The 21,676-nt window shown below is 47.3% G+C and carries 18 protein-coding genes; 14 read left to right on the top strand and 4 right to left on the bottom strand.

What is annotated here, in order from left to right; translation table 11 throughout:
• Positions 1–272 precede the first annotated feature (272 nt).
• From KDM92_RS01275 to KDM92_RS01225, 11 genes are all read left to right on the top strand, one after another.
• Positions 273–4,058: a nitrate reductase subunit alpha gene (locus KDM92_RS01275; protein WP_212682654.1), complete on the top strand. Its 3,786-nt coding sequence runs from the start codon at positions 273–275 to the stop codon at positions 4,056–4,058.
• Entirely contained in the window at positions 4,055–5,608 is a 1,554-nt protein-coding gene (narH, locus tag KDM92_RS01270) for a nitrate reductase subunit beta (protein ID WP_212682653.1), read from the top strand. Before KDM92_RS01275 ends, narH begins: the two co-directional genes overlap by 4 nt.
• A 186-nt stretch (positions 5,609–5,794) precedes the next feature.
• Positions 5,795–6,481, top strand: a complete 687-nt coding sequence (gene narJ, locus KDM92_RS01265; protein ID WP_212682652.1) for a nitrate reductase molybdenum cofactor assembly chaperone — start codon at positions 5,795–5,797, stop codon at positions 6,479–6,481.
• A gap of 223 nt (positions 6,482–6,704) precedes the next feature.
• Entirely contained in the window at positions 6,705–7,388 is a 684-nt protein-coding gene (narI, locus tag KDM92_RS01260) for a respiratory nitrate reductase subunit gamma (RefSeq protein ID WP_212682651.1), read from the top strand.
• 78 nt (positions 7,389–7,466) lie between these two features.
• Positions 7,467–8,210: a peptidylprolyl isomerase gene (locus KDM92_RS01255; RefSeq protein WP_212682650.1), complete on the top strand. Its 744-nt coding sequence runs from the start codon at positions 7,467–7,469 to the stop codon at positions 8,208–8,210.
• 13 nt (positions 8,211–8,223) lie between these two features.
• Complete coding sequence (locus KDM92_RS01250) at positions 8,224–8,715, top strand: hemerythrin domain-containing protein (RefSeq protein ID WP_212682649.1); 492 nt, start codon at positions 8,224–8,226, stop codon at positions 8,713–8,715.
• Between the two features lie 181 nt (positions 8,716–8,896).
• Positions 8,897–10,033, top strand: a complete 1,137-nt coding sequence (locus tag KDM92_RS01245) for a hypothetical protein (protein WP_212682648.1) — start codon at positions 8,897–8,899, stop codon at positions 10,031–10,033.
• Between the two features lie 102 nt (positions 10,034–10,135).
• On the top strand, positions 10,136–11,152 hold the full coding sequence (gene moaA / locus KDM92_RS01240; protein WP_186923604.1) for a GTP 3',8-cyclase MoaA: 1,017 nt from the start codon (positions 10,136–10,138) through the stop codon (positions 11,150–11,152).
• A gap of 376 nt (positions 11,153–11,528) precedes the next feature.
• Positions 11,529–12,173 (top strand): response regulator, encoded by a 645-nt coding sequence (locus KDM92_RS01235; protein ID WP_212682647.1) that lies wholly within the window; start codon positions 11,529–11,531, stop codon positions 12,171–12,173.
• A 293-nt stretch (positions 12,174–12,466) separates the two neighbouring features.
• Entirely contained in the window at positions 12,467–13,183 is a 717-nt protein-coding gene (locus KDM92_RS01230; protein ID WP_186923606.1) for a Crp/Fnr family transcriptional regulator, read from the top strand.
• Between the two features lie 811 nt (positions 13,184–13,994).
• A complete protein-coding gene (locus KDM92_RS01225) occupies positions 13,995–14,333 on the top strand; it encodes a cupin domain-containing protein (protein WP_186923607.1) in 339 nt (112 codons plus the stop codon).
• A 26-nt stretch (positions 14,334–14,359) separates the two neighbouring features.
• Here the strand turns inward: KDM92_RS01225 and KDM92_RS01220 are convergent, their stop codons facing one another.
• The 3 genes from KDM92_RS01220 to KDM92_RS01210 all read right to left on the bottom strand — a co-directional run bounded on the left by KDM92_RS01220 (position 14,360) and on the right by KDM92_RS01210 (position 17,675).
• Positions 14,360–14,869, bottom strand: a complete 510-nt coding sequence (locus KDM92_RS01220) for a hypothetical protein (protein ID WP_212682646.1) — start codon at positions 14,867–14,869, stop codon at positions 14,360–14,362.
• Between the two features lie 108 nt (positions 14,870–14,977).
• Positions 14,978–15,241: a DUF2249 domain-containing protein gene (locus tag KDM92_RS01215; RefSeq protein ID WP_212682645.1), complete on the bottom strand. Its 264-nt coding sequence runs from the start codon at positions 15,239–15,241 to the stop codon at positions 14,978–14,980.
• A gap of 154 nt (positions 15,242–15,395) precedes the next feature.
• Positions 15,396–17,675, bottom strand: a complete 2,280-nt coding sequence (locus KDM92_RS01210) for a nitric-oxide reductase large subunit (RefSeq protein WP_212682644.1) — start codon at positions 17,673–17,675, stop codon at positions 15,396–15,398.
• A gap of 212 nt (positions 17,676–17,887) precedes the next feature.
• On the opposite strand from KDM92_RS01210, the gene KDM92_RS01205 reads away from it, so the two are divergent.
• Together KDM92_RS01205 and hemN are read left to right on the top strand one after the other, a co-directional pair.
• The gene (locus KDM92_RS01205) at positions 17,888–18,358 is read left to right on the top strand and encodes an RrF2 family transcriptional regulator (RefSeq protein WP_212682643.1); all 471 of its coding nucleotides are present in this window, start codon (positions 17,888–17,890) and stop codon (positions 18,356–18,358) included.
• A gap of 203 nt (positions 18,359–18,561) precedes the next feature.
• Positions 18,562–19,953 carry an oxygen-independent coproporphyrinogen III oxidase gene (hemN, locus tag KDM92_RS01200; protein ID WP_212682642.1) on the top strand — a complete coding sequence of 464 codons (1,392 nt, stop codon included), beginning with the start codon at positions 18,562–18,564 and terminating at the stop codon, positions 19,951–19,953.
• A 100-nt stretch (positions 19,954–20,053) separates the two neighbouring features.
• Here hemN and KDM92_RS01195 read toward each other — a convergent pair whose 3' ends face one another.
• The gene (locus KDM92_RS01195; RefSeq protein ID WP_212682641.1) at positions 20,054–21,256 is read right to left on the bottom strand and encodes an NnrS family protein; all 1,203 of its coding nucleotides are present in this window, start codon (positions 21,254–21,256) and stop codon (positions 20,054–20,056) included.
• Positions 21,257–21,418: 162 nt separating this feature from the next.
• Between KDM92_RS01195 and KDM92_RS01190 the strand changes: the two genes are divergently transcribed.
• Positions 21,419–21,673, top strand: coding sequence for a heavy-metal-associated domain-containing protein (locus KDM92_RS01190; protein ID WP_212682640.1), 255 nt, complete (start codon positions 21,419–21,421; stop codon positions 21,671–21,673).
• Positions 21,674–21,676 lie beyond the last annotated feature (3 nt).

Raw genomic sequence — 21,676 nt, 5'->3', positions numbered from 1 at the left:
AAAATGATCCTTTTTTATTATCGATGAGGGAATGAAGAACTCAACATCTTGTCGATATTTCTTCACCTATTTTCTACAAGCTTAAGTCAAGTCAATCTTCAAACGCTCGAGAAAATCGACCTAGTTCTAAAGAACTATCTCAGTCTAGTGCCAACGCCTGCTTTTAGGCACCGCTCCGAAGAATGGGCGTAATACATATATGTAACTAAAATTTGATCATGTCAAAGTGGCGTGAACATCAGGTTCACCGCTCGCATATTAAGGAGCTTGAGATGAGTCATTTTCTGGATAGATTGAAGTTCATGTCTAAGGTGAAATCCACCTATTCTGACGGACATGGTGCGGTGGTGGATGAGGATAGACAGTGGGAGAATGCGTATCGCAGCCGCTGGCAGCATGACAAGATCGTGCGTTCTACGCATGGTGTGAACTGCACCGGTTCTTGCTCGTGGAAGGTGTATGTCAAGAATGGTTTGATTACTTGGGAAACTCAGCAAACTGATTACCCACGTACCCGTCCTGATTTGCCAAATCATGAGCCACGCGGTTGTCCGCGTGGTGCTTCGTATAGCTGGTATGTGTACTCTGCGCAGCGCGTCAAATATCCTATGATACGTGGTCGCTTGATGGAAATGTGGCAAGAGGCACGTAAGACTATGGGACCGATCCAAGCATGGGAAGCGATTAGTCAAAATCCAGAAAAAGCGACACGCTATAAGTCTGTGCGTGGTTTGGGTGGCTTTGTGCGTGCCGATTGGGATACGGCGCAAGAAATCATTGCGGCATCGAACGCCTTCACCATCAAGAAATTTGGCCCTGACCGCGTGGTGGGCTTCTCGCCGATTCCAGCGATGTCGATGGTGTCGTACGCTGCGGGCTCGCGTTACTTGTCTTTGATTGGTGGCGTGCCACTTTCTTTCTACGATTGGTATTGTGATTTGCCGCCGTCTAGCCCGCAGGTCTGGGGCGAACAAACTGACGTACCTGAATCAGCGGACTGGTATAACTCTACTTATTTAATGGTCTGGGGTTCCAACGTGCCGCAAACACGGACACCAGATGCCCATTTCTACACGGAAGTGCGTTACAAGGGAACCAAAACGGTGGCTGTCTCTAGCGATTTCGGCGAGATGGTCAAATTTGGTGATATCTGGATGGCGCCTAAGCAGGGTACGGATGCCGCACTCGCGATGGCGATGGGTCACGTGATCCTGAAGGAATTCCATTTAGAGAATAAATCAGCTTATTTCCGTAGCTATGTTAAGCAATATACCGATATGCCAATGTTGGTGCGCTTGGTTGAGCGTAATGGTTGTTATGTGCCGGATCAAATGCTGCGCGCGTCACAGATGCCAGGCGGCTTGGATGAAGCGAATAATGGCGATTGGAAGACGTTGGCGATTGATGAGACAACAGGCACTATCGTCTCACCCAATGGCTCTATCGGCTATCGCTGGGGTGAAGGCAAGTTTGATGACGGTGCGAAAGTTGGTCGTTGGAATTTGGAAGCCAAGGATGGCGGTTCCGGTCGCGAAATTGACCCGCAATTAAGCTTGATCGGCAAACACGATGAGATCGTCAGTGTCGGCTTTAGCTACTTTGGTGGTGCTGATGCCAATGATATGTTGCAGCGTAATTTGCCTGCAAAACGTGTCACGCTGGCAGACGGTAGCGTCGCCTTAGTCGCCACGGTCTACGACTTGTCAATGGCGAACTACGGTGTTGATCAAGGCTTAGGTGGTGCCGTTGCTACGTCCTATGATGATGACGTGCCGTACACACCAGCATGGCAAGAGAAGCATACGACGGTCAAACGTGATTTGGTGATCCAGGTAGCACGTGAGTTCGCACAGAATGCGCATGACACCGAAGGTAAGAGCATGGTGATCGTTGGTGCGGCGCTGAATCACTGGTACCACAACGATATGATTTATCGCGGCATTATCAATATGCTGATGATGTGCGGTTGCGTCGGCAAATCTGGTGGTGGTTGGGCACATTATGTGGGTCAAGAAAAACTGCGTCCACAATTTGGCTGGGCACCATTGGCATTTGCTAGTGATTGGGTACGTCCTGCACGCCAGATGAATGGTACCAGCTTCTTCTATGCACACACTAGCCAATGGCGTCATGAGAAATTGGCGATGGATGAAATTCTGGCACCGACCGCAGATAAGTCCAAGATTAGCCACATGAGCATGATCGATATGAACGCCAAGTCTGAACGTCTGGGCTGGTTGCCATCAGCACCGCAGCTGGAGACTAATCCTCTGGATATTTGCGATGCGGCGGCCAAGGCTGGTGTCGAGCCAGTTGAGTATCTGACCAAAGGTCTCAAAGCAGGTACGCTGAACATGAGTTGCGATGATCCAGATAATCCTAAGAATTTCCCGCGCAATATGTTTGTGTGGCGTTCGAATATCTTAGGTAGTTCAGGCAAAGGTCACGAGTACTTCTTGAAGTATTTATTGGGTACGCAAAATGCCTTGTTTGATGATCCTTATGATGCGGTCAAACCATCGGAAGTGAAGTTCCGTCCGGTGGCAGCTGAAGGCAAACTCGATTTGCTGGTGGTATTGGATTTCCGTATGAGCACGACTTGCCTGTACGGCGATATTGTTCTGCCGACCGCGACTTGGTACGAGAAAGATGATTTGAATACCTCCGACATGCATCCTTTCATTCACCCATTGAGTGAAGCGGTGCAGCCATTGTGGGAAAGCAAAACTGACTGGGAAATCTACAAAGGTATCGCTAAGAAATTTACTGAAATCGGTGGTGAGTATCTGGGTACACGCAAAGACATCGTCTTGCAACCATTGATGCACGATACGCCGGGCGAACTAGGCCAAGCATTTGAGCCTAAAGATTGGAAAAAAGGCGAATGCGATTTGATTCCTGGTAAGACAGCGCCAAATATGATCGTGGTGGAACGTAACTACAAAGACATCTTTAAGAAGTTCACGTCGATCGGACCTTTGCTCGACAAATTGGGCAACGGTGGTAAAGGAATCAACTGGAATACCGAGCACGAAGTCAAGGAAATTGGTGGCATCACCAAGTTAGTAACGGAAGAGGGTGTCAGCAAAGGACGTCCACGTCTGGAAAGCGCGATTGATGGCTGCGAGATGATATTGACGTTTGCACCTGAAACCAATGGTCATGTGTCGGTCAAAGCGTGGGAAGCGTTAGGTAAAATCACGGGTCGCGATCACACACACCTAGCTGTCGGTCGTGAGCATGACAAGATCCGTTTCCGTGATGTGCAGGCACAACCGCGTAAGATTATTTCTGCACCAACCTGGTCTGGTTTGGAATCGGAAGAAGTCAGCTACAACGCCGGTTATACCAACGTGCATGAATATATTCCTTGGCGCACATTGACCGGTCGCCAGCAGTTTTACCAAGATCACCGCTGGATGCTTGATTTTGGCGAAGGTTTGTGTGTGTACAAGCCAGCGATTGATACCAAGACCGTTGCGCCGATGTTGAACAAATCATCTAACGGTGAAAAAGAGATCGTGTTGAATTGGATTACACCGCATCAAAAGTGGGGTATTCATTCGACTTACTCTGATAACTTGCGTATGTTGACCTTGTCACGTGGTGGCCCTCACGTTTGGGTCTCTGAGATCGAAGCCAAAGAAGCAGGATTAGTCGATAACGATTGGGTAGAAGTGTTTAACAGTAACGGTACTTTGACAGCGCGGGTCGTGGTCAGTCAGCGCGTACCAAAAGGCATGTGTTTGATGTATCACGCTCAAGAAAAGATCGTGAATACACCAGGTGCAGAACTCTCAGGTATGCGCGGTGGTATCCATAACTCTGTGACCCGTGCGGTGTTGAAGCCGACCCACATGATTGGTGGCTACGCCCAGCTATCTTATGGCTTTAATTACTATGGAACGGTTGGTAGTAACCGAGATGAATTTGTGGTGTTGCGTAAGATGAGGAAGGTAGATTGGTTAGAAGGAAAATTGGACGAAGCTGCGCACGATAAAAAATACGCTGCTAAAGCTGCAAATCAACTTGCGAACGAAAAAGGAGCAGCGTCATGAAAATTCGCGCACAAGTAGGCATGGTGTTGAACCTGGATAAATGTATCGGTTGTCACACCTGTTCCGTGACCTGTAAAAACGTCTGGACCAGTCGTGATGGTGTTGAGTATGCCTGGTTCAACAACGTCGAAACCAAGCCGGGTATCGGCTACCCAAAAGAATGGGAAAATCAGGCCAAGTGGAAGGGCGGCTGGCATCGTAATGAGGCAGGTAAATTAGAGCCAAAGCAAGGCGGCAAATTGCGCATCTTGGCGAATATTTTTGCGAATCCTAATTTGCCATCGATCGACGATTACTACGAGCCATTTACGTTTGATTATGAGCGCCTGCAAAACGCGCCCTTGTCACAGACGCCACCAACGGCTCGTCCTATTTCCGTCATCACTGGCAAGAAGATGGACAAGATCGTTTGGGGTCCAAACTGGGAAGATGACTTAGGCGGCGAATTTAGCTCACGTAGTCGTGATCAGTTATTCGAAGGCGTGCAAAAAGAAATGTACAGCACTTTCGAATCGACTTTCATGATGTACTTGCCACGCCTATGCGAACACTGCTTGAATCCAGCGTGCGTAGCTTCTTGCCCATCCGGTTCGATCTACAAGCGTGAAGATGACGGCATTGTTTTAGTCGATCAAGACAAGTGCCGCGGCTGGCGTATGTGTATCTCTGGTTGCCCTTACAAAAAGATTTACTACAACTGGAGCTCAGGCAAAGCAGAAAAATGCACCTTCTGCTATCCACGTATCGAAGCAGGTCAACCAACCGTTTGTTCCGAAACTTGCGTAGGCCGTATCCGTTATCTCGGCGTGTTGCTGTATGACGCCGACAAAATCGAAGCAGCGGCATCGACACCAAACGAGCAAGATCTGTATCAAGCGCAGTTAGATTGCTTCTTAGATCCGCACGATCCAGAAGTCATCGCTGAAGCACGTAAGCATGGCATTCCAGAAAGCTGGATTGAGTCTGCACAAAAATCGCCAGTGTACAAAATGGCGATGGAATGGAAAATTGCGTTCCCGCTGCATCCAGAATATCGCACGCTGCCTATGGTTTGGTATGTACCACCTCTGTCACCAATTCAAAAAGCGGCAGAAGCAGGTCACATGGGCATGAACGGCATTATTCCTGATGTGAAGTCTTTGCGTATTCCTGTGCGTTATTTAGCAAACTTGCTGACAGCTGGTAAAGAAGAGCCAGTCTTAGAAGCCTTAGAAAAAATGTTGGCAATGCGCGCTTATAAACGTTCTGAAGTCGTGCATGGCGAACTCGATCACGAAGTGTTGAAACAAGTCGGTTTGACCGCAGCGCAAGTTGAAGATATGTATCAAACCATGGCGATTGCGAACTACGAAGACCGTTTCGTGATTCCTTCTTCACACAAAGAAATGGTGGAAGACAGCTTCAACGAAAAAGGTAGTTGCGGGTTTACCTTTGGCAATGGTTGCTCGGGTGGCACTTCGGATGGTGCGCTGTTTGGCAAGAAGCCGCAGGGTAGTGTGATTTTTGTGGATATGCCGAAGTCGCGGAAAAAGTTGTCGACGACGGAATAAGTTTAGGGAGCTCGCTCCTTCCCCTTCAAGGGGAAGGCTGGGATGGGGATGGGTTTTGATAGTGTAACAAAGAACGTTGATTGCACGATAGAAACCCATCCCCACCCTAACCCTCCCCCCATGTAATTGATAGGGGGGAGGGGACTTCAAATCACAAAAACAGCCACAAAGAATAAAGGAAATCGTATGCAAATTTATCGCATTTTATCCGCACTACTCAGTTATCCGCAGGCAGATTTGATCGCGGCATTACGAGAGATTCGTACTGAGTTAGCTGCAGATCCAGAAACCTTGGAAGCAGTTCAGCCTTTGCTCAATTATTTGCAAGAAAACAGTTTGATCAGCGTGCAAGAAAATTATGTGGGCACCTTCGATCGCACACCTTCCGTTGCCTTGCATCTGTTTGAACACATCCATGGTGAAAGCCGTGATCGTGGTCAGGCGATGGTGGATTTGATTTCGGAATATCGCCGTTATGGTTTTGAGCCAGAAGCGAGCGAATTACCGGATTATGTACCGCTATTCTTAGAATTTTTAAGCTTGGTCGATGCAGAAACCGCAGAGAAATTACTCGGTGAAGCGATTCACGTGTTGGCTGCAATCGGCATTCGCTTGCAACGCAAAGACAGTCCGTATGCGAATGCGTTTTTGTTGCTGACTTCTTTTACGGATGTGGTACCGCAAGAACAAGGCGAGCCACCAGTTCGGGATATGGATGATGCGATGGAAACCTTTGGTCCGGGTGCAGATGGTGTTGAACCTCTGTTGAAGCCAGGCCTGTCTTGCTCATCGAGTGGGGCATCTGGCGGTGCGCAGGCAATTAATTTTTATCCACGTCAACCTAATGCTGCTGGTTCTGAATTGCGGGGATAACTGTCGATGGTGGACGAGGCGTTGACTAATTTGTATGTGTTGCTCCTTCCCCTTCAAGGGGAAGGCTGGGATGGGGATGGGTTTTAGTCGGTTAAATCGTGCACCAATTAAATAACCCAAACCCATCCCCACCCTAACCCTCCCCTTGAAGGGGAGGGGATACAGTAAGTCAATTTCATCTACGCGTGAATTTTGGAATGCAAAGTAAATTAAAGGAAACATCATGGACTACTTACATCAATTTTTATACGGGATCTATCCCTACATCGCTCTGGCGATTTTCTTGTTCGGTAGCTTGGCGCGTTTTGAGCGCGAACAATACACGTGGAAGAGCGATTCCTCGCAAATGCTGCACGCCGGTAATCTGCGTGTCGGCAATATCTTATTCCACATCGGCGTACTCGGTTTGTTCTTCGGTCACATGGTCGGTTTGCTGACGCCGGTGATTGTGTGGGATAGCTTGGGAATTTCACACGGCTTTAAGCAAATGATCGCGATCGTTATGGGTGGCGTTTTTGGTACTCTGTGTATGGTCGGTTTGTTGATTTTAATGCACCGTCGTTTTACCGACGCACGTATCTCAGCCGTGACGAAAACTGGCGACAAAGTCTTGTTGTTGTGGATCTTCATTACCTTGGGCTTAGGTTTGTCCACGATTTTTGAATCCTTGCATCATAGAGATGGCCACATGATGGTCTTGTTGATGACTTGGGCACAGCACATCGTGACTTTTAAAGGTGATGCTGCCAGTTATATCGTGACTGCACCATTCATGTTCAAGGCGCACTTATTTATGGGCTTGAGCTTGTTCGTGATCTTTCCGTTCACCCGCTTGGTGCATGTGTGGAGTGGCTTTGCATCAGTCGGCTACTTGAGTCGTGCATGGCAATTAGTACGTCCTAGATAAAACTTTGAAGTGCAGAGGTATAGAAATTCACTCAATTTCTATACCTCTGCGGCGAATGAATCTCAACAGGAGGCAATCATGCCCGTCATAGTTAATGGTTACGAACTCAGCGATGCTGAGATGGAAAAAGAACTGCCAGAGCATCAAGGTGCTGCTGATCCGATGAAGAGCGCAATGACCGCTTTGGTCTTGCGCCGGGTCTTGCTCGATAAGGCGAATGAATTAGGCTTAACTGGCAATGATGAGGATAAAATCGAAGCCTTGTTGGTACGTGAAGTTGTCGTTCCGCAGCCGAGTTCCGAAGAATGTCTGCGTCATTATCAGACCCATCCACAGCGCTTTACGGTCGGTGAATTGGTCGAAGTAAATCACATTTTATTTCAAGTCACCGCAGCCTTAGATTTAGATAATCTGCGCAAACACGCAGAAATCGTGTTGCAAGACTTGCTCGATAATCCAGCCAATTTCACCGCGATGGCAAAAGCGAATTCAAATTGCCCATCGAGTGAAGTAGGTGGCAATCTAGGTCAACTGACACGCGGCGACACAGTTCCCGAATTTGAAAAAGTGATTTTCAATGCGGAAGAACACAAGATCGTGCCACGCTTAGTTGAAACACGTTTTGGCCTGCATATCGTGCAGTTAGGCCGCAAACTGGCGGGCAAATTACTGCCCTTCGAACAGGTAGAAAGCAAGATCGCCGATGCCATGCAAAGAGCTAGCCACGATCATGCGATGCGTCAGTATCTTCAATTGACGGTCGGACAAGCTAAGATCAGTGGCATTGAATTAGAAGGTGCAGAAACGCCTTTGGTGCAATAAATTAGAAAGTGTGATGAAGATGTCTCAAGCAATGATGAATTTGGTAAAGCAGCATGTGGAATGCGACGATCAATTGAACCGCGTAGAAGCCGCCTTGCATAAAGCTGATATGGCGTCTGCCGGTAGGAATTTTCGGCTGTTTGATGAGCAGTTAGAACATCACTTTCATCTTGAAGAGGAGCGCCTATTTCCGGCGTTTGAAAAAGCCACAGGCATGACAAATGGACCGACGATGGTGATGCGCGGTGAACACGCAGAGATACGCCAACTGCGTGATCAGGCCATGGCGCAAATTGATAGCAAAGAGATCGCTGCGGCTTTAGCGACAATCGATACTCTCAATGTATTGATACAACAGCACAATGTGAAAGAGGAAAATATTCTCTACCCTATGTGCGGTGGAAGCATTCCAAATTTAGCGTCTCTGTTGGGGATGGGCGGCTGCGGTGGTGCATGCTCATGTGCAGGAACAGATGATAGTACAAACGCAAAAGCAGTGACGTAGCCTCTATGTATTGTTGTGGCTAATAAAATTCTCAGCTACGAGCTGGCGCCGTCGCCAGCGACTATTTTTGGTTGCTTACTTCCCGCACCATGGATAGGAGCTGTCGCGGGGCTTCTTCTTGCATTTGGTCCTGCTGAAGGTGTGCCGAGTCGCTTCGCTCCTTTGGTGTTAGCGGTTACCCATGTGCTGGCATTGGGGGATGTTGGCGCCGATCATGATCGGCGCGTTGTTTCAACTATTCCCCGTGGTCGCTGGGCAAGCTGTGCCTGGCGCAAAAAAAATCAGCCCGTTTGTGGCGCTTGCTTCCTTTTGTGTATCGGTAGCGCTTTCATTTGGTTTTTTGTACGAAAATCGCATTGCGTTTATCTTAGCGATGTTGATGGCGAGTCTCATATACGGTGCCGTCGTTTGCGCGCTCGCCTTAGCAGCATGGCGCATGGCTCTACCGACTCATCACGATGCAAGTTTGTTGACCTTGCGTTGGATTGCCTTGCCTCTTCTTATGGTGCTCGGATTGGGTGTGGCATTGGCCGGTGGATTTGCTGGCGCTTGGGAAATCAATCTGACTGCTGTACTAACACGACATGTGGCATGGGCAGGTCTAGGCTGGGTGGCTGCGTTGGTTTCTGGTATTGCCTCGACCGTCGTTCCTATGTTTTGGCAGAGTCCCAAACCATCTGCCAGATGGCATCAATCAGTTCCTGTCGTGTTGTGGCTACTGTTGATGTTAATGACGCTTTTTGATTCGCAAGATGGGATACCTTATTGGACAATCTTGCTCGCTTTGGTTGTGATGTGTTTAGCAGCCTTTGCCTTTAAAAATGTGATGAAAGCAAAGCGGCGTTTCGATCCTGCGTGGACGCTCTGGGTCGCTTGCGTGTTAAGTTGGTTTTCAAGTGCCATGTTGTATTTGATGTTAGCGGTTCCTCACGACTACTTGCCAGCGTTCTTTATCGATGCTTCACCTTGGTGGATAGGTGTACTCGGGCTAGTGGGCGGGGCGGTTTTTCCGGTCAATGCGATGTTGGGAAAAATTATTCCCTTTCTTGTTTTTTTACATTTACGGCGCCAGATTCCTACGCCGCAACGTATTCCAACGATGCAAGAAGTGATTTTGCCACAGCATTTACTCCTACAAGCACGGCTAGTGGTCGTCGCTTTCCTTGGTTTACTCATGGTTCCTGTGGCCCCCTCAATCATTCTTCCGCTAGCCGGATGCATTTTTGCAGCGTCCCAAATGCTAATTGGCGCACTGATTCTGCGCGCCTTGTTTCGTTATCGTCACGAATTGAAGCGTGTGATTTTTGCAAAAAATTAAAAGATCGCCACTGACACTTTTGTTTCCTTCCCCCAAAAGAACTAGGTAGTCTTGGCTTGCAGAGGAATTGCGGTTCAGCCTGTTGCGGCCCACAATTCAAGTATGAAAATCCAGCCACTTCAAAGACAGGACACCGTTACTGCACCACTGATAGACCGCTTTGGTCGTCGTGTCGACTATTTACGCGTCTCGGTCACGGATAAATGTGATTTGCGTTGTAGTTATTGCATGCCGAAAGGTTTTCGTGGTTTCGAGGAACCGGAGAACTGGCTCCGCTTTGATGAAATTGAAAGAGTCGTGGCTGCATTTGCGCGTATGGGAACCCGCAGAATTCGCCTCACGGGTGGTGAGCCTCTATTGCGTCGGGATTTGCCACGTTTGGTAGAGGGAATTGCTCGCCATACGCAGGTGACTGATATCTCGTTGTCGACCAACGCAACGCAGCTTTTTAAATACGCCGATGATTTGTATTTAGCTGGGGTCAATCGTATCAACGTCAGTCTCGACAGCTTAGACAAAGCCTGTATGCTAAAAATAACGGGTAGCGATAGTTACGCTAGCATCATGGCGGGTCTGCAAGCGGGTAAGCAAGCAGGTTTTAAGCCAATTAAACTTAATATGGTGGTAATGCGTGGCGTTAACGATCACGAGATATTACGTATGGCGAAATTTTGCTTTGAGCAGGGTTTCATTTTGCGGTTAATTGAAGCAATGCCGATTGGTCACACGGGGCAAAATTCTGCGTACATGGATATTGGCCCTATCCGGCAGCAGTTAGTGGATCAATTCGATCTCGTTCCCGTTGCGAGCGAACTAGGTGGTGGCCCTGCACGTTATTGGATGAGTCGTGACGGCGCATCTACTTTAGGTTTCATTACGCCAATGAGTCAACATTTTTGTGCAAGTTGTAATAGGGTTCGTTTGGCAGTGGATGGGACTTTATATATGTGTTTGGGACAAGATGAAAAGTTTGAACTTCGCCCCTTACTACGGGCAGGTATTAGTGACAATGAGTTAGAGGCAGCGATTCGTACAGCGATAGAATTGAAGCCGGAACGACATGAATTTAACACGCAGTCAACCAAAATTATTCGCTTTATGTCACAAACGGGTGGCTAAGTCCTCAATTTTACACAACAGTTCACCGTGGAAAACGGCACGGGAAGCTGTGGTGATCGATACCTGACTGTTCATATAGCGGTGACGTGCATGTGCGAGTCAATAATGATCGCGATCTTTCAATGACGGTGCACGAAAAAGGCGATAGCCATGTCGGCTTGCGTACAATGTACGAATAGGTTTCCTGCTCATTGGCAAAATTTGATATTCTCAGTAAAATTAATAGGCGCACTGCTGTCTCCTTACAATTAAAACGTGAGGAAGGGCTGGTTGCCCATAATGACTATGGCAGCACGAATTGAAACGTATGGTTTACGTTAAATTCTTCCGTCAGTCACTCAATAAAGCTGGGTGAAATTTAACAAAGAAGCGAACAATGTCAATTAAAATTTTACTAGTAGATGATCACACATTGTTTCGTAGTGGCATACGTTTGATTTTGCAACGCAATCCCGAATTTGAGATTGTTGGTGAGGCTTCGGATGGATTGGAAGGTGTCAAGCGGGCAAAACAATTAAAGCCCGATGTGGTGCTGATGGATTTGAATATGCCGGGACTCTCAGGCTTGGAAGCGATGCAACTTATCGTGGAAGATTTGCGAGAAACTGCTGTTCTAATGTTAACCGTTTCTGAGGAAGCAGAAGACTTAACGGCGGCGCTAAAAAGTGGTGCACGCGGTTATTTGCTGAAAAACATCGATGCGGATTATTTAAACCAATCAATCAAGCGAGCAGCGGCAGGCGTGCCTGTGATCGCTGACGCCATGACTGCTAAGTTAGTGATGCAATTCCGGTCTGGAAATAATGTAACGGTGGCGCCTGAGCGTGAAAAATTGACACCGCGCGAACGTGAAACCATGGTGTGCTTGGCGCGTGGCGAAAGTAACAAAGAAATTGCTCGAAATCTTGATGTCGCGGAAAGTACTATAAAGATTCACGTGCAAAACATTCTGAAAAAATTGAACTTGAGCAGTCGCGTTCAGATTGCCGTTTATGCCGTCGAACATGGCATGGATAAATGAGGCTTTTTAAACTATTCAATAGCTTGAAGTTTATTCCACATCAATAGTCGTTTGATCTCTGGTTCTTTTGCGTTGCTCGACTACTCCCTTTGACGGATAGTCGCATGGGCTGTTAGCTTTTACACTTCCACTATTTTGAGACATCAGCACAACTTACTGTGCGACCGAATTTTTGATTCTGCCAAAGCTACAAGCTCGTCGCTGTGCTCTAGTATAGGTGCGCTTTTCGACACAAAATTCGACCGCTCGCTTCAGTTGCGCAGAGGTCTCATTCCTATAGTGGGGGAGGTAATATGGGTAAGATAAATATTGACGGTTTGCTGGCTAACCAGGCTTTGTTTAAACATATCTCGCCATTTGAGTTGGAAAGTTTGAAAACGAGTGTGGTGAAAGTGGACCTGGAAAAAGGGCTAATGCTTTTTCAGAAGGGCAATCTGGCCGACGGTTGCTATATCCTCGTTTTTGGCCTCATCAAGCTGGCGATTCCCTCGTCTGCTAGTAGCGACAAGATCGTTGAGTTAATACGGCCAGGTCAATCCTTTGGCGAAGCAATGATGTTCCTTGATGAGCCTTATCCTTTTTACGCTGAAGCGCTGGAACCATCGTTGTTATTACGCCTTCCAAAAAACGCGCTGCTCACCTTGCTTGAGCATTCGCCTGTCATAGCTAGACAGATGATGACGGGCTTGTCTTATCGTTTGCTGGGGTTCATTCGCAATGTTGAACGACATGCTTTACACAACGCCATGCAACGTGTGGTTGATTATTTAGTCCAAGTATCCGTATCGCAAAATAGTACCCACATTCGACTTGAGTTAAAGAAAAACGTCGTCGCTTCTTTGTTAAATCTCACACCAGAAACATTTTCCCGCACCTTGCATCATTTGAGTGGGCTTGGACTGATACAGGTCAGGGCATCGCGTATTCATATTCATTGCCTAGAAACATTAAAAAATTATCCAGTGGATGAGCCAGCAACAGTTTCTTGCCCGAAGAAGCGCATTCGGTAGGATCACAATCACTACGGGAGGATGTCCGCCATTGCGAGTTCTTTTGGCTAGGGACTAAGCCCATTTGTATTCAGCGAAAAGCAAAGAGAAAAATTCTATTCGTCGTTTGGATAGCCTATGTTGATTGCACGATTGGTAGTACGACGGATCAAGTGGTTCTTCATCGGGGGCGATCTCGTATTACAGATATCAATTTAATGTGACATTTTCGGAAGCCACATCGTGAGTCATGTTTTAACCAGATGGGCGCAAGAAAATTCGCAATCTTGGTCTGAATGTTATTGAGCGTGGTCGCTGCAAATCTAGAAATTGTCAGATTTAAGTTCAGCAAGGAAAAGTTGTTTTTCTTGATTACCTTACCTGCTCTGACGGGTACGGCCTTACGGATTCTCTATTCCTTTCTTACCTTAACGTTTGGTGGGCGTCGATTTACCGCAAGTTCGAGCGCAGGTTTATTAATTCCAATAGTCGGCATGAGCTTTACATTTTAATATCCGACGACGAGCTATTTTGTGCTGCTAGTGGAGGTGATTTTAGGTTCTCGGCATGGCGAAACATCAATTTCTTCGTTCCTAAATCACTTAAAGACTATGTGATGGAAATGAATGCAGGTATTGGTAAACTTGGCGTACCGGCCGTCTAATTTATTGAGCCGCTGGCTAATTTAAAAAAATAAAAAATAGTCAAATTGTGTCAGTCAAGAAAGTGGCTTTGGGATAAACAGTTTTCAATTCATTGCTTGCAAGCGTTTGATCAGATACTATGAAACTGGCAATACGCTAATGGGATTTTATATTTTTGGAGAAGTAATATGGCCATTTCGCATCTTGCATCAGGTCAGGTGACCAAAGTATTGCCGATTGAGGCATCGCTTGCTGAAGTTAAAACTAGTGCTTTGTTTAAAGGACCTCACTTGGAAGTCATACGTATGGTTTTGCTTGCCGGGAAAAAAATCCCGCCACATCAGGTCAGCGGGCCAATTACTATACATTGCCTTAAAGGTGAGGTCGATGTCGGTGTCGAAAGCGAGCGGAAGGTTCTTCGGCAAGGCGATTTATTGTATTTGGCCGGCAACGTGAAGCATGATTTGCTTGCATTAACAGATGCCGCGTTACTGGTTTCGGTAGTACTCTTGAGTAACACAGATTAAAGATTTCTTACTCTAGTTGGATTTGATTAATGAGAGTTAAATTCTATCGCTCGCCAACCGGGATGGTCGAAATATTTGCCGTAGGTGTTCAAAGTTTCCGCCATGTTGATCACTCCTAATTCCTTTTCCTGAGTTCCTCGCTTAGCTTTTACGATATCCATTTCGATGGCGAAGCGGCCAAGTATGATATGAAGGTTCTCGTCTGCTTTTGGATCAAGTTTGCAGTGTGCCACGATAAAGGCGATTTCCTTTTCTATGCTTTTAGTGAGCACATCGTATTGCATGGATTTCAGATTATCACTATGGATAGCTGTTAATGTATTTGTTACGCTGATACGGATGTTTGTCATGGCGTGGCGCAAGGCGTCATCGGTACGCCACTTTTTACCATCGTTTAGGGTTAATTGCGTATGGATTTCAGCATCGTGTTTGTGTCCGCTATGCTGATCGGCAAACACCAATAACGGCGCTGCCACGCTTATGTTAGGAGTCGCTACAAAACTCATTACGAACAACAATAATTGAGAGATTTTCATGTTTTCCACCAGTTTTCCTTGAGTGGAATCAACACCAAACTAAGAGATCAAAATGATGCATCTGATGTTGGTGTTGATTCATAGCGTCGTTGAGAAATGTCTTAGTGATCAGTTGACTATCATGAAGTCAATGACGATTTCGCCAGGTGCACGTGAAACATAGCTCATCTTGATACCGCTGCCAAATCGTTGATCAAGCTGCGCCAATAAAGGTAGAGGATCGTGGTCATTGCAAAAGCGCATAGTCTCGCCCACTTGGAGCGATTGCAGAGCACCGAAGATAGCCGCATGGCGAAAGCGTTTTGCGACGCCACGTGCATCAAATGGATAAGTGCCATCGGCAACAATAGCTGTAGAACAGTTGTGTGTCATGGTGATACTCCTTGTAATGTGAAATTATTAAAAAATGCTCCACGATAAACACGGAAAAATTAAAAAAGATGCAAAGGCTTTTCATGATTTTTTTCGTGCCCATCGTGCTACTCGTGGAAATACTGATTTTTAGAGTTGTATGAAAATAGTGTTATTAAACACGTTTGGTCTGGGCAGTTGGTGTCAACGCCGACTGCTCACGTTTGCCACCCATCAATAAACGCCAGGCGAACAAGGCGAGAAATACGCAGCCAATCGCGAACACGATGTCACCTGGTACGCGCATCCAGACGAAAGTTTCCATCAGGTTCGAGTGTATGACTTCCGGTGAACGCGCGAACCACATGCCCTGAGTTATACTGGCCCATGCCTGATAGATACCGGCTGGAACCAAAGAGATGAAGACCATCATCGCCAAACCAATATTCATTGACCAAAACATCGGTGCCAACAACTTGTCTGACCATGCGGCACGATCAGACAGACCACGCAGGCAAAACAACAGCAAACCGATGCCCAACATGCCGTACACACCAAACAGCGCGGCGTGTCCATGAGCGGCAGTCATGTTCAGTCCTTGCATGTAATACAGGGCAATCGGGGTATTGATAGCGAAGCCTAAAAGACCAGCACCGACCACATTCCAGAAGCCTACAGCGATGAAGCAAAGTATCGACCACTTGTAGGCTTGTACCCAGGCTGCCGCTTTCGAGCGTTGATAATTTTTGTAGGCTTCGACACCGATCAGTGCCAGTGGTACTACTTCCAATGCAGAGAACATCGCACCGATGGCAATCACGAAAGTAGGAGTGCCCGTGAAGTACAAATGATGCAAGGTGCCCAAAATGCCGCCAAACAGAAACACGATGGTTTCTAAGACGATGGCACTATTCGCAGTGCTGGCGCGTATCAAGCCGAGGCGCGTGAACAGCAGTGCTATCACCGCGGTAGCAAACACTTCAAAGAAACCTTCTACCCACAAATGCACCAACCACCAACGCCAGTATTCGATCATCGAATAATGTGTGCGCGGGCCCCAAGTTAAAGAGGTCGCATAGAAGCCTCCGATACAGAGTGCGGCCAGAAATACCATGGCGATCAGGCCACGGCTTTCAGATGGCGTTTTCAAAGCGGGCATTAAACCACGGCCGAGTAAGGTTACCCAAAACAGCAAACCAATGAATAATAAAACTTGCCAGACACGCCCCATGCTAGTGAATTCCAAGCCCTGATTGCCAATCCAAAAACTAAAATCATTGCCTGAGTGTTGCAAGGTGCCGAGCCAGCCAAAAGCGGTAGAGCCGACCACGATAAATAACAAGGCATAGAACAAAACGTCGACGCCGAGTTTTTGATATTTTGGTTCATGTCCAGAAATCGCCGGTGCAATATACAAACCTGTCGCCAGCCATGCGGTGGCGATCCACAATACCGCGAACTGGGTGTGTATTGTGCGGCTAACCGTAAATGGTAGGATTTTTGCGAGTGGGAAGCCGAAAAAACTCTGGCCCTCAACTGCGTAGTGGGCAGTAATCACGCCCATCGCCACTTGCGCCAAAATTAGGCCGATCACGACATAGAAATATTTCTTAGTGGCCTTCATCGAAGGAGTCGGTTTTAGATCGAATAGTGGATCGGTTTTAGGAGGCGTCGGATCAGGAGCTTCCTTGCTGATCGAATGGAGAAAAATCATTCCTGCAATTGCTGCAATCATGAGGATGATACTAGCGATCGACCAAATACCGGCACCAGCAGTTGGAGTATTGCCGACCAGCGGTTCATGCGGCCAATTGCTGGTGTAGCTAATGGCAGTTTCACCCGGCCTGTCGGTCGCTGCCGACCATGCCGACCAAAAGATAAAGGCAGGCAGGGCTTGTAGATCAAGCGGATCTCGCAGCCTCCCACTAGTCATCGCATATTGTTCACGCAGCTTATCAAGTTTTGGGTCATCACCAAACAGAGCGACATAATGTTCGACCACTTGCGCCACTGCTTGGGCACGTGCCGGGGAGAGTGTGATATTGCCACTCTTGCCGTCGTAGCTATTGACCCGCATTTCATTCTTCAACTTGGCATCGAGTTCAGCCTGTTGCCGAACGTTCAGCTGCTCAAAAATCTTGCCAAATTCTTGCTGTGCCCAGATAGCACGCAAGGCCAATGCCTCACGATGCAGCCAATCGGCGGACCAATCCGGCGCGACGTAACTGCCATGGCCCCATACGGAACCAAGTTGCTGGCCACCGGCTGTGAGCCAGGCTTCCTGGCCAAGTTGCACCTGACCTTCTGAAAACAAAATCTTGCCATCAGTACTGATGACTTGCTTGGGGATCGGTGGCGCTGTCAGATAAATTTCTGTGCCTACCCAGCCGAGAACGGAGAATGAGAGTACACAGATGACAGCGAGCCAGGTCCAGAGTTTGCGCGTTGCATGCATGGCGTGGTTTCCTTTTTTGTAATAATGAGAAAGCGGTAAAAACAATGATATTGATAAAGATGGATTCTATATGCATCATTTATAAGATGCAAGTAAAATACATCTTATTTTCTAAAGACTACTTTTTTAGCTCCATAAACATATATACTAAGTACTGCATAAATTTTTCTTTGGAACTTTGTGATAACTTCATTACCAAGAATATTCAAGCCATGAGACTCACTGCCTATACCGATTACACACTACGCACCCTGATGCATTTGGCGATCAATCAAGATCACCTAGTGACAATTCAAGACATCGCTGACTTACACTCTGTATCAAAAAATCACCTGATGAAAGTGGTGCACCAACTTGGTTTATCGGGCATGGTCGACACGGTGCGCGGGCGCAATGGAGGCTTAAAATTAAGTAAGGATCCGAAGCAAATTAATATTGGCGAGGTGGTGCGCAATTCCGAGAGTGATTTCTTTATGGCGGAATGCTTCGACCATAGCGATACCTGCTGCGCCTATGCTTCAGCTTGCGCCTTGAAAGGGGTGTTAAGCTCGGCCACTGCAGCCTATTTGGCGGTGCTCGACGGTGTGACCTTGGAAGACTTGGTTAGTAAAAAAGTTGGAGGTGCAGGCTTAAAAGCGAAAGCCAGCCCTATCCATTTGCATGCAAAAATAAAGCAAACATAGCGAAATAAGCACGAACCGGATAGCGGCCAATAAAGCTGTCGATATTGCCGGTGAGGTGACGTATCACAAGAAGCATTTTGAATCATTATCATCAGCGAAATACCCTAGTTAAAATAGCGTGATTGCCGACTAACCCGAACATCAGAATGTTTCTATTCGGGAAGGTCGCTTCACTATTGAGAAACCAATAAATAAGTAAGTCTATGAATACTTTGCCAGAAATAGAAATTTCCGAGGATTTGATTCGCCGCTTTGACAAGCTTGGTCCGCGTTACACCTCGTATCCAACCGCAGACCGTTTTCATCCAGAGTTTGCCGAACAAAGCTACATCGTCTATCTGGAACAGCGTGCTTCAAATACGGATAAGAATCCGCCGCTATCAATCTACATCCACGTGCCATTTTGTGAGTCGCTGTGCTATTTTTGTGCCTGTAACAAAATCATCACCAAAGACCATAGCCGCACGACAGAGTATTTACACTATCTGGCAAAAGAGATGGCGATGGTGGCAGCCAGAATCGGACCAGACCGGCGTACCGCTCAGCTCCATTTTGGCGGCGGAACGCCTACTTTTTTGAGTTCAGACGAACTGCGCGAATTGATGTTGATGATACGCAGCCATTTCGAGCTTTTGCCTGATGCGGAACTCGGGATAGAGATTGACCCGCGTACCGTCAGCGATGACACTTTAGAGCTACTCGCCGAACTCGGTTTTAATCGGACTAGTTTTGGTGTTCAAGATTTTGACCCAGCGGTACAGCAAGCTGTGAACCGTATCCAACCATATGAAATGGTCGAGAAGGCGGTCATTGCAAGTCGCAAGGCGGGATTTGAATCGATCAATGTCGATCTGATTTATGGCTTGCCCAAGCAATCCCTGACGAGCTTTAACCGTACCTTGGATAAGGTGATTGAGCTTTCACCAGACCGCATTGCACTTTATAACTATGCTCACTTACCGAGCCGCTTCAAGGCGCAACGGCAAATCATTGAAAGCGATCTTCCTAGCGCTGAAGAACGCCTGCAAATATTTCTAATGTCCGTGCGCAGGTTGCTCGCTGCTGGCTACATTTACATAGGGCTGGATCATTTCTCAAAGCCAGATGATGAACTGAATAAAGCGCGTCTAGATAAAAGTCTGCATAGAAATTTTCAGGGTTACACTACGCGTGCCGATTGCGATCTGATCGGTTTTGGAGTGTCTGCCATCGGTAAGGTAGGGCATTCATATAGTCAGTCAGTGCGCACGATCAAAGCCTATTACGAACACCTAGATGCTGGCCAGTTACCGATAGAAAAAGGGTTTTCTTTGACTGATGATGATGTCTTGCGTCGTCAAGTTATTATGGAATTGATGTGTAGCGGACCAGTGGATTTTGTCGCAATCAATCATCAGCATGGAATCGATTTTCGCAGCTATTTTGCGGATGAGCTGACGCAATTGCAGAAATACGAAGAGGCTGAATTGATCAAGGTCGATGCGCACAGTATTCAAGTTACCGCAAAGGGGCGGATGTTTGTGCGGGCGGTGGGTATGGTGTTTGATAAATACTTGGATTTGCAAACCGGCGCGAAATATTCAAAATTAATCTGATTTAAATTGACACTTAAAGGCCACCGCTAACGCGTATTGTCGATAAGCGTTAGCGGTGGCTTTTTTTCACTCTTATGAGGAAATTTGAATTTGCATTTAACTATCCCTCTCTGCCGTCAACCCGAGCACGTAACAAATAGGGACCGTATGCGATGACAAACAACAGAAACGCGCTGCTCCAACAGAGCATGGCGACAATCAAACTTACTTGATACAGTGCCGGCGCGCCAAGTGAAGCCGTTACACGTGCAACGGCGCCAGTTTGAATCAGCAGATACATGGCTAACTCGGCGTGGCCAGTCTTCAGTAGACGCCCCGTGTGTCCTAGCGTGGTACGGGTCATCATCCCTAGTATCAATCCAGCCATAGAACCGACCGTTAACGCATGCCACGCTGCGCTGCTTGGGATGAGTCCTATTGCACTAAGCGCGAGCATGAAAAAACCCAACGGTATCCAGGCGTAGGACAAGTGCAAAATCCAAACAAGTGGCGTGCCTAAAGTGCGATGTGGTTGCCACAGTGCGAACCGTGCCAGTACTGTGCAGCCAGCACCCGCGCACAACGATGCTGTCAGCGCGGAAGGCAAGGGTGAGATCGAGGCCAAACTAGCGATGACTACTGCGGTAATTGCGCTGCGGTTAAGCCATGGATAGGCGACAGGTATCACGCCTGGCACACCATTTTGCGTAAACATTGGTATCACGCGCGCGCCGATCACTGACTCAATGACGACGACGATTAGGATCGCGGCATGTATAGGCAAGGCTGGGTTTAGCGTAATGAGATTTAACACTGCAGCATGAAAAATGGCATTAGCTACGGTTAACAGCGCTAGCAGCATAATCAGGAACATATTGCGCTTGTTACCAGATTGTTTCAGAACACGGTAAATCGGCCAGGCGGCCAAAGGCAAAAACGATAAATCGACCAATGCGGCTAAACTCGGTGGCGCAGCCAACATCGCCACGCGGCCAATTAACCACCAACAGGCAAGCCCTGCTAGATGCAAGTTGGTCGGCGTTGGCAGACCAGTCCAGTTACGTCCAGCGGTAAACAGAAAGCCAATGATGACCGCGATAACCACTCCAAAAATCATCTCGTGCATATGCCATGCAGCAGTGACCTGCGGCCAAGCGCTGAACCAGCCTAAGTATTGCGCGATCCATAAGGGCAGACTCAATGCGGAAAAGCATGCAGCCAGTAAATAAAAGGGCCGAAATCCCAAACCCCAGACTGGATGTTGTTTATGCCATATAGCAGAATCACTCTTTGTTTCTGGTTCTTCAATTGATAATAAAGTCATCATTTATCCCTCTTTTTTAATACATGGATATAATATACATCTTTAATCGAATTCATGCTAATCTTATGCCTTCAGTGTCATCAAGCCAGTAAGGCTAGGAAGCCTTGCTTCGGATGGCGAATGAACATTACCTATCAAATTAAAGGAAGAAGTGAGAATAATATGCAAACCGAGATCATAAAAGTAAACGGCATGAAAGGTCAGCCATGTGTCGAGATGATTACCCAGACATTGCGTGGGATGGAAGGCGTGATTGAAGTCAGCGTGACGCTCGCCAGCGGTCGCGCGACGGTACGCTACGAAGAACATGTTGCGAGTAGTATCCAGTTGCGCGCTGCCTTAATCAAACTTGGCTTCGATGTCGATCCCGCTGCAGGCAAGAGTCACAGTGGGTGCTGTGGTAGTTGCGGCGGTTAATGT

Origin of the sequence: Affinundibacterium baiyunense (assembly GCF_018139645.1) — a bacterium.
GTDB lineage: Bacteria > Pseudomonadota > Gammaproteobacteria > Burkholderiales > Burkholderiaceae_D > Undibacterium > Undibacterium baiyunense.
This window is presented reverse-complemented; position numbering and strand designations above follow the sequence as displayed.

Coding starts and splice junctions, on each gene's coding strand:
- moaA (WP_186923604.1), top strand. CDS start 10,136: ATGAAAATCCAGCCACTTCAAAGACAGGACACCGTTACTGCACCACTG.
- KDM92_RS01225 (WP_186923607.1), top strand. CDS start 13,995: ATGGCCATTTCGCATCTTGCATCAGGTCAGGTGACCAAAGTATTGCCG.
- KDM92_RS01250 (WP_212682649.1), top strand. CDS start 8,224: ATGAAGATGTCTCAAGCAATGATGAATTTGGTAAAGCAGCATGTGGAA.
- KDM92_RS01255 (WP_212682650.1), top strand. CDS start 7,467: ATGCCCGTCATAGTTAATGGTTACGAACTCAGCGATGCTGAGATGGAA.
- hemN (WP_212682642.1), top strand. CDS start 18,562: ATGAATACTTTGCCAGAAATAGAAATTTCCGAGGATTTGATTCGCCGC.
- KDM92_RS01275 (WP_212682654.1), top strand. CDS start 273: ATGAGTCATTTTCTGGATAGATTGAAGTTCATGTCTAAGGTGAAATCC.
- KDM92_RS01195 (WP_212682641.1), bottom strand. CDS start 21,256: ATGACTTTATTATCAATTGAAGAACCAGAAACAAAGAGTGATTCTGCT.
- KDM92_RS01205 (WP_212682643.1), top strand. CDS start 17,888: ATGAGACTCACTGCCTATACCGATTACACACTACGCACCCTGATGCAT.
- KDM92_RS01190 (WP_212682640.1), top strand. CDS start 21,419: ATGCAAACCGAGATCATAAAAGTAAACGGCATGAAAGGTCAGCCATGT.
- KDM92_RS01235 (WP_212682647.1), top strand. CDS start 11,529: ATGTCAATTAAAATTTTACTAGTAGATGATCACACATTGTTTCGTAGT.
- KDM92_RS01215 (WP_212682645.1), bottom strand. CDS start 15,241: ATGACACACAACTGTTCTACAGCTATTGTTGCCGATGGCACTTATCCA.
- KDM92_RS01230 (WP_186923606.1), top strand. CDS start 12,467: ATGGGTAAGATAAATATTGACGGTTTGCTGGCTAACCAGGCTTTGTTT.
- KDM92_RS01245 (WP_212682648.1), top strand. CDS start 8,897: ATGTGCTGGCATTGGGGGATGTTGGCGCCGATCATGATCGGCGCGTTG.
- KDM92_RS01210 (WP_212682644.1), bottom strand. CDS start 17,675: ATGCATGCAACGCGCAAACTCTGGACCTGGCTCGCTGTCATCTGTGTA.
- narJ (WP_212682652.1), top strand. CDS start 5,795: ATGCAAATTTATCGCATTTTATCCGCACTACTCAGTTATCCGCAGGCA.
- narI (WP_212682651.1), top strand. CDS start 6,705: ATGGACTACTTACATCAATTTTTATACGGGATCTATCCCTACATCGCT.
- narH (WP_212682653.1), top strand. CDS start 4,055: ATGAAAATTCGCGCACAAGTAGGCATGGTGTTGAACCTGGATAAATGT.
- KDM92_RS01220 (WP_212682646.1), bottom strand. CDS start 14,869: ATGAAAATCTCTCAATTATTGTTGTTCGTAATGAGTTTTGTAGCGACT.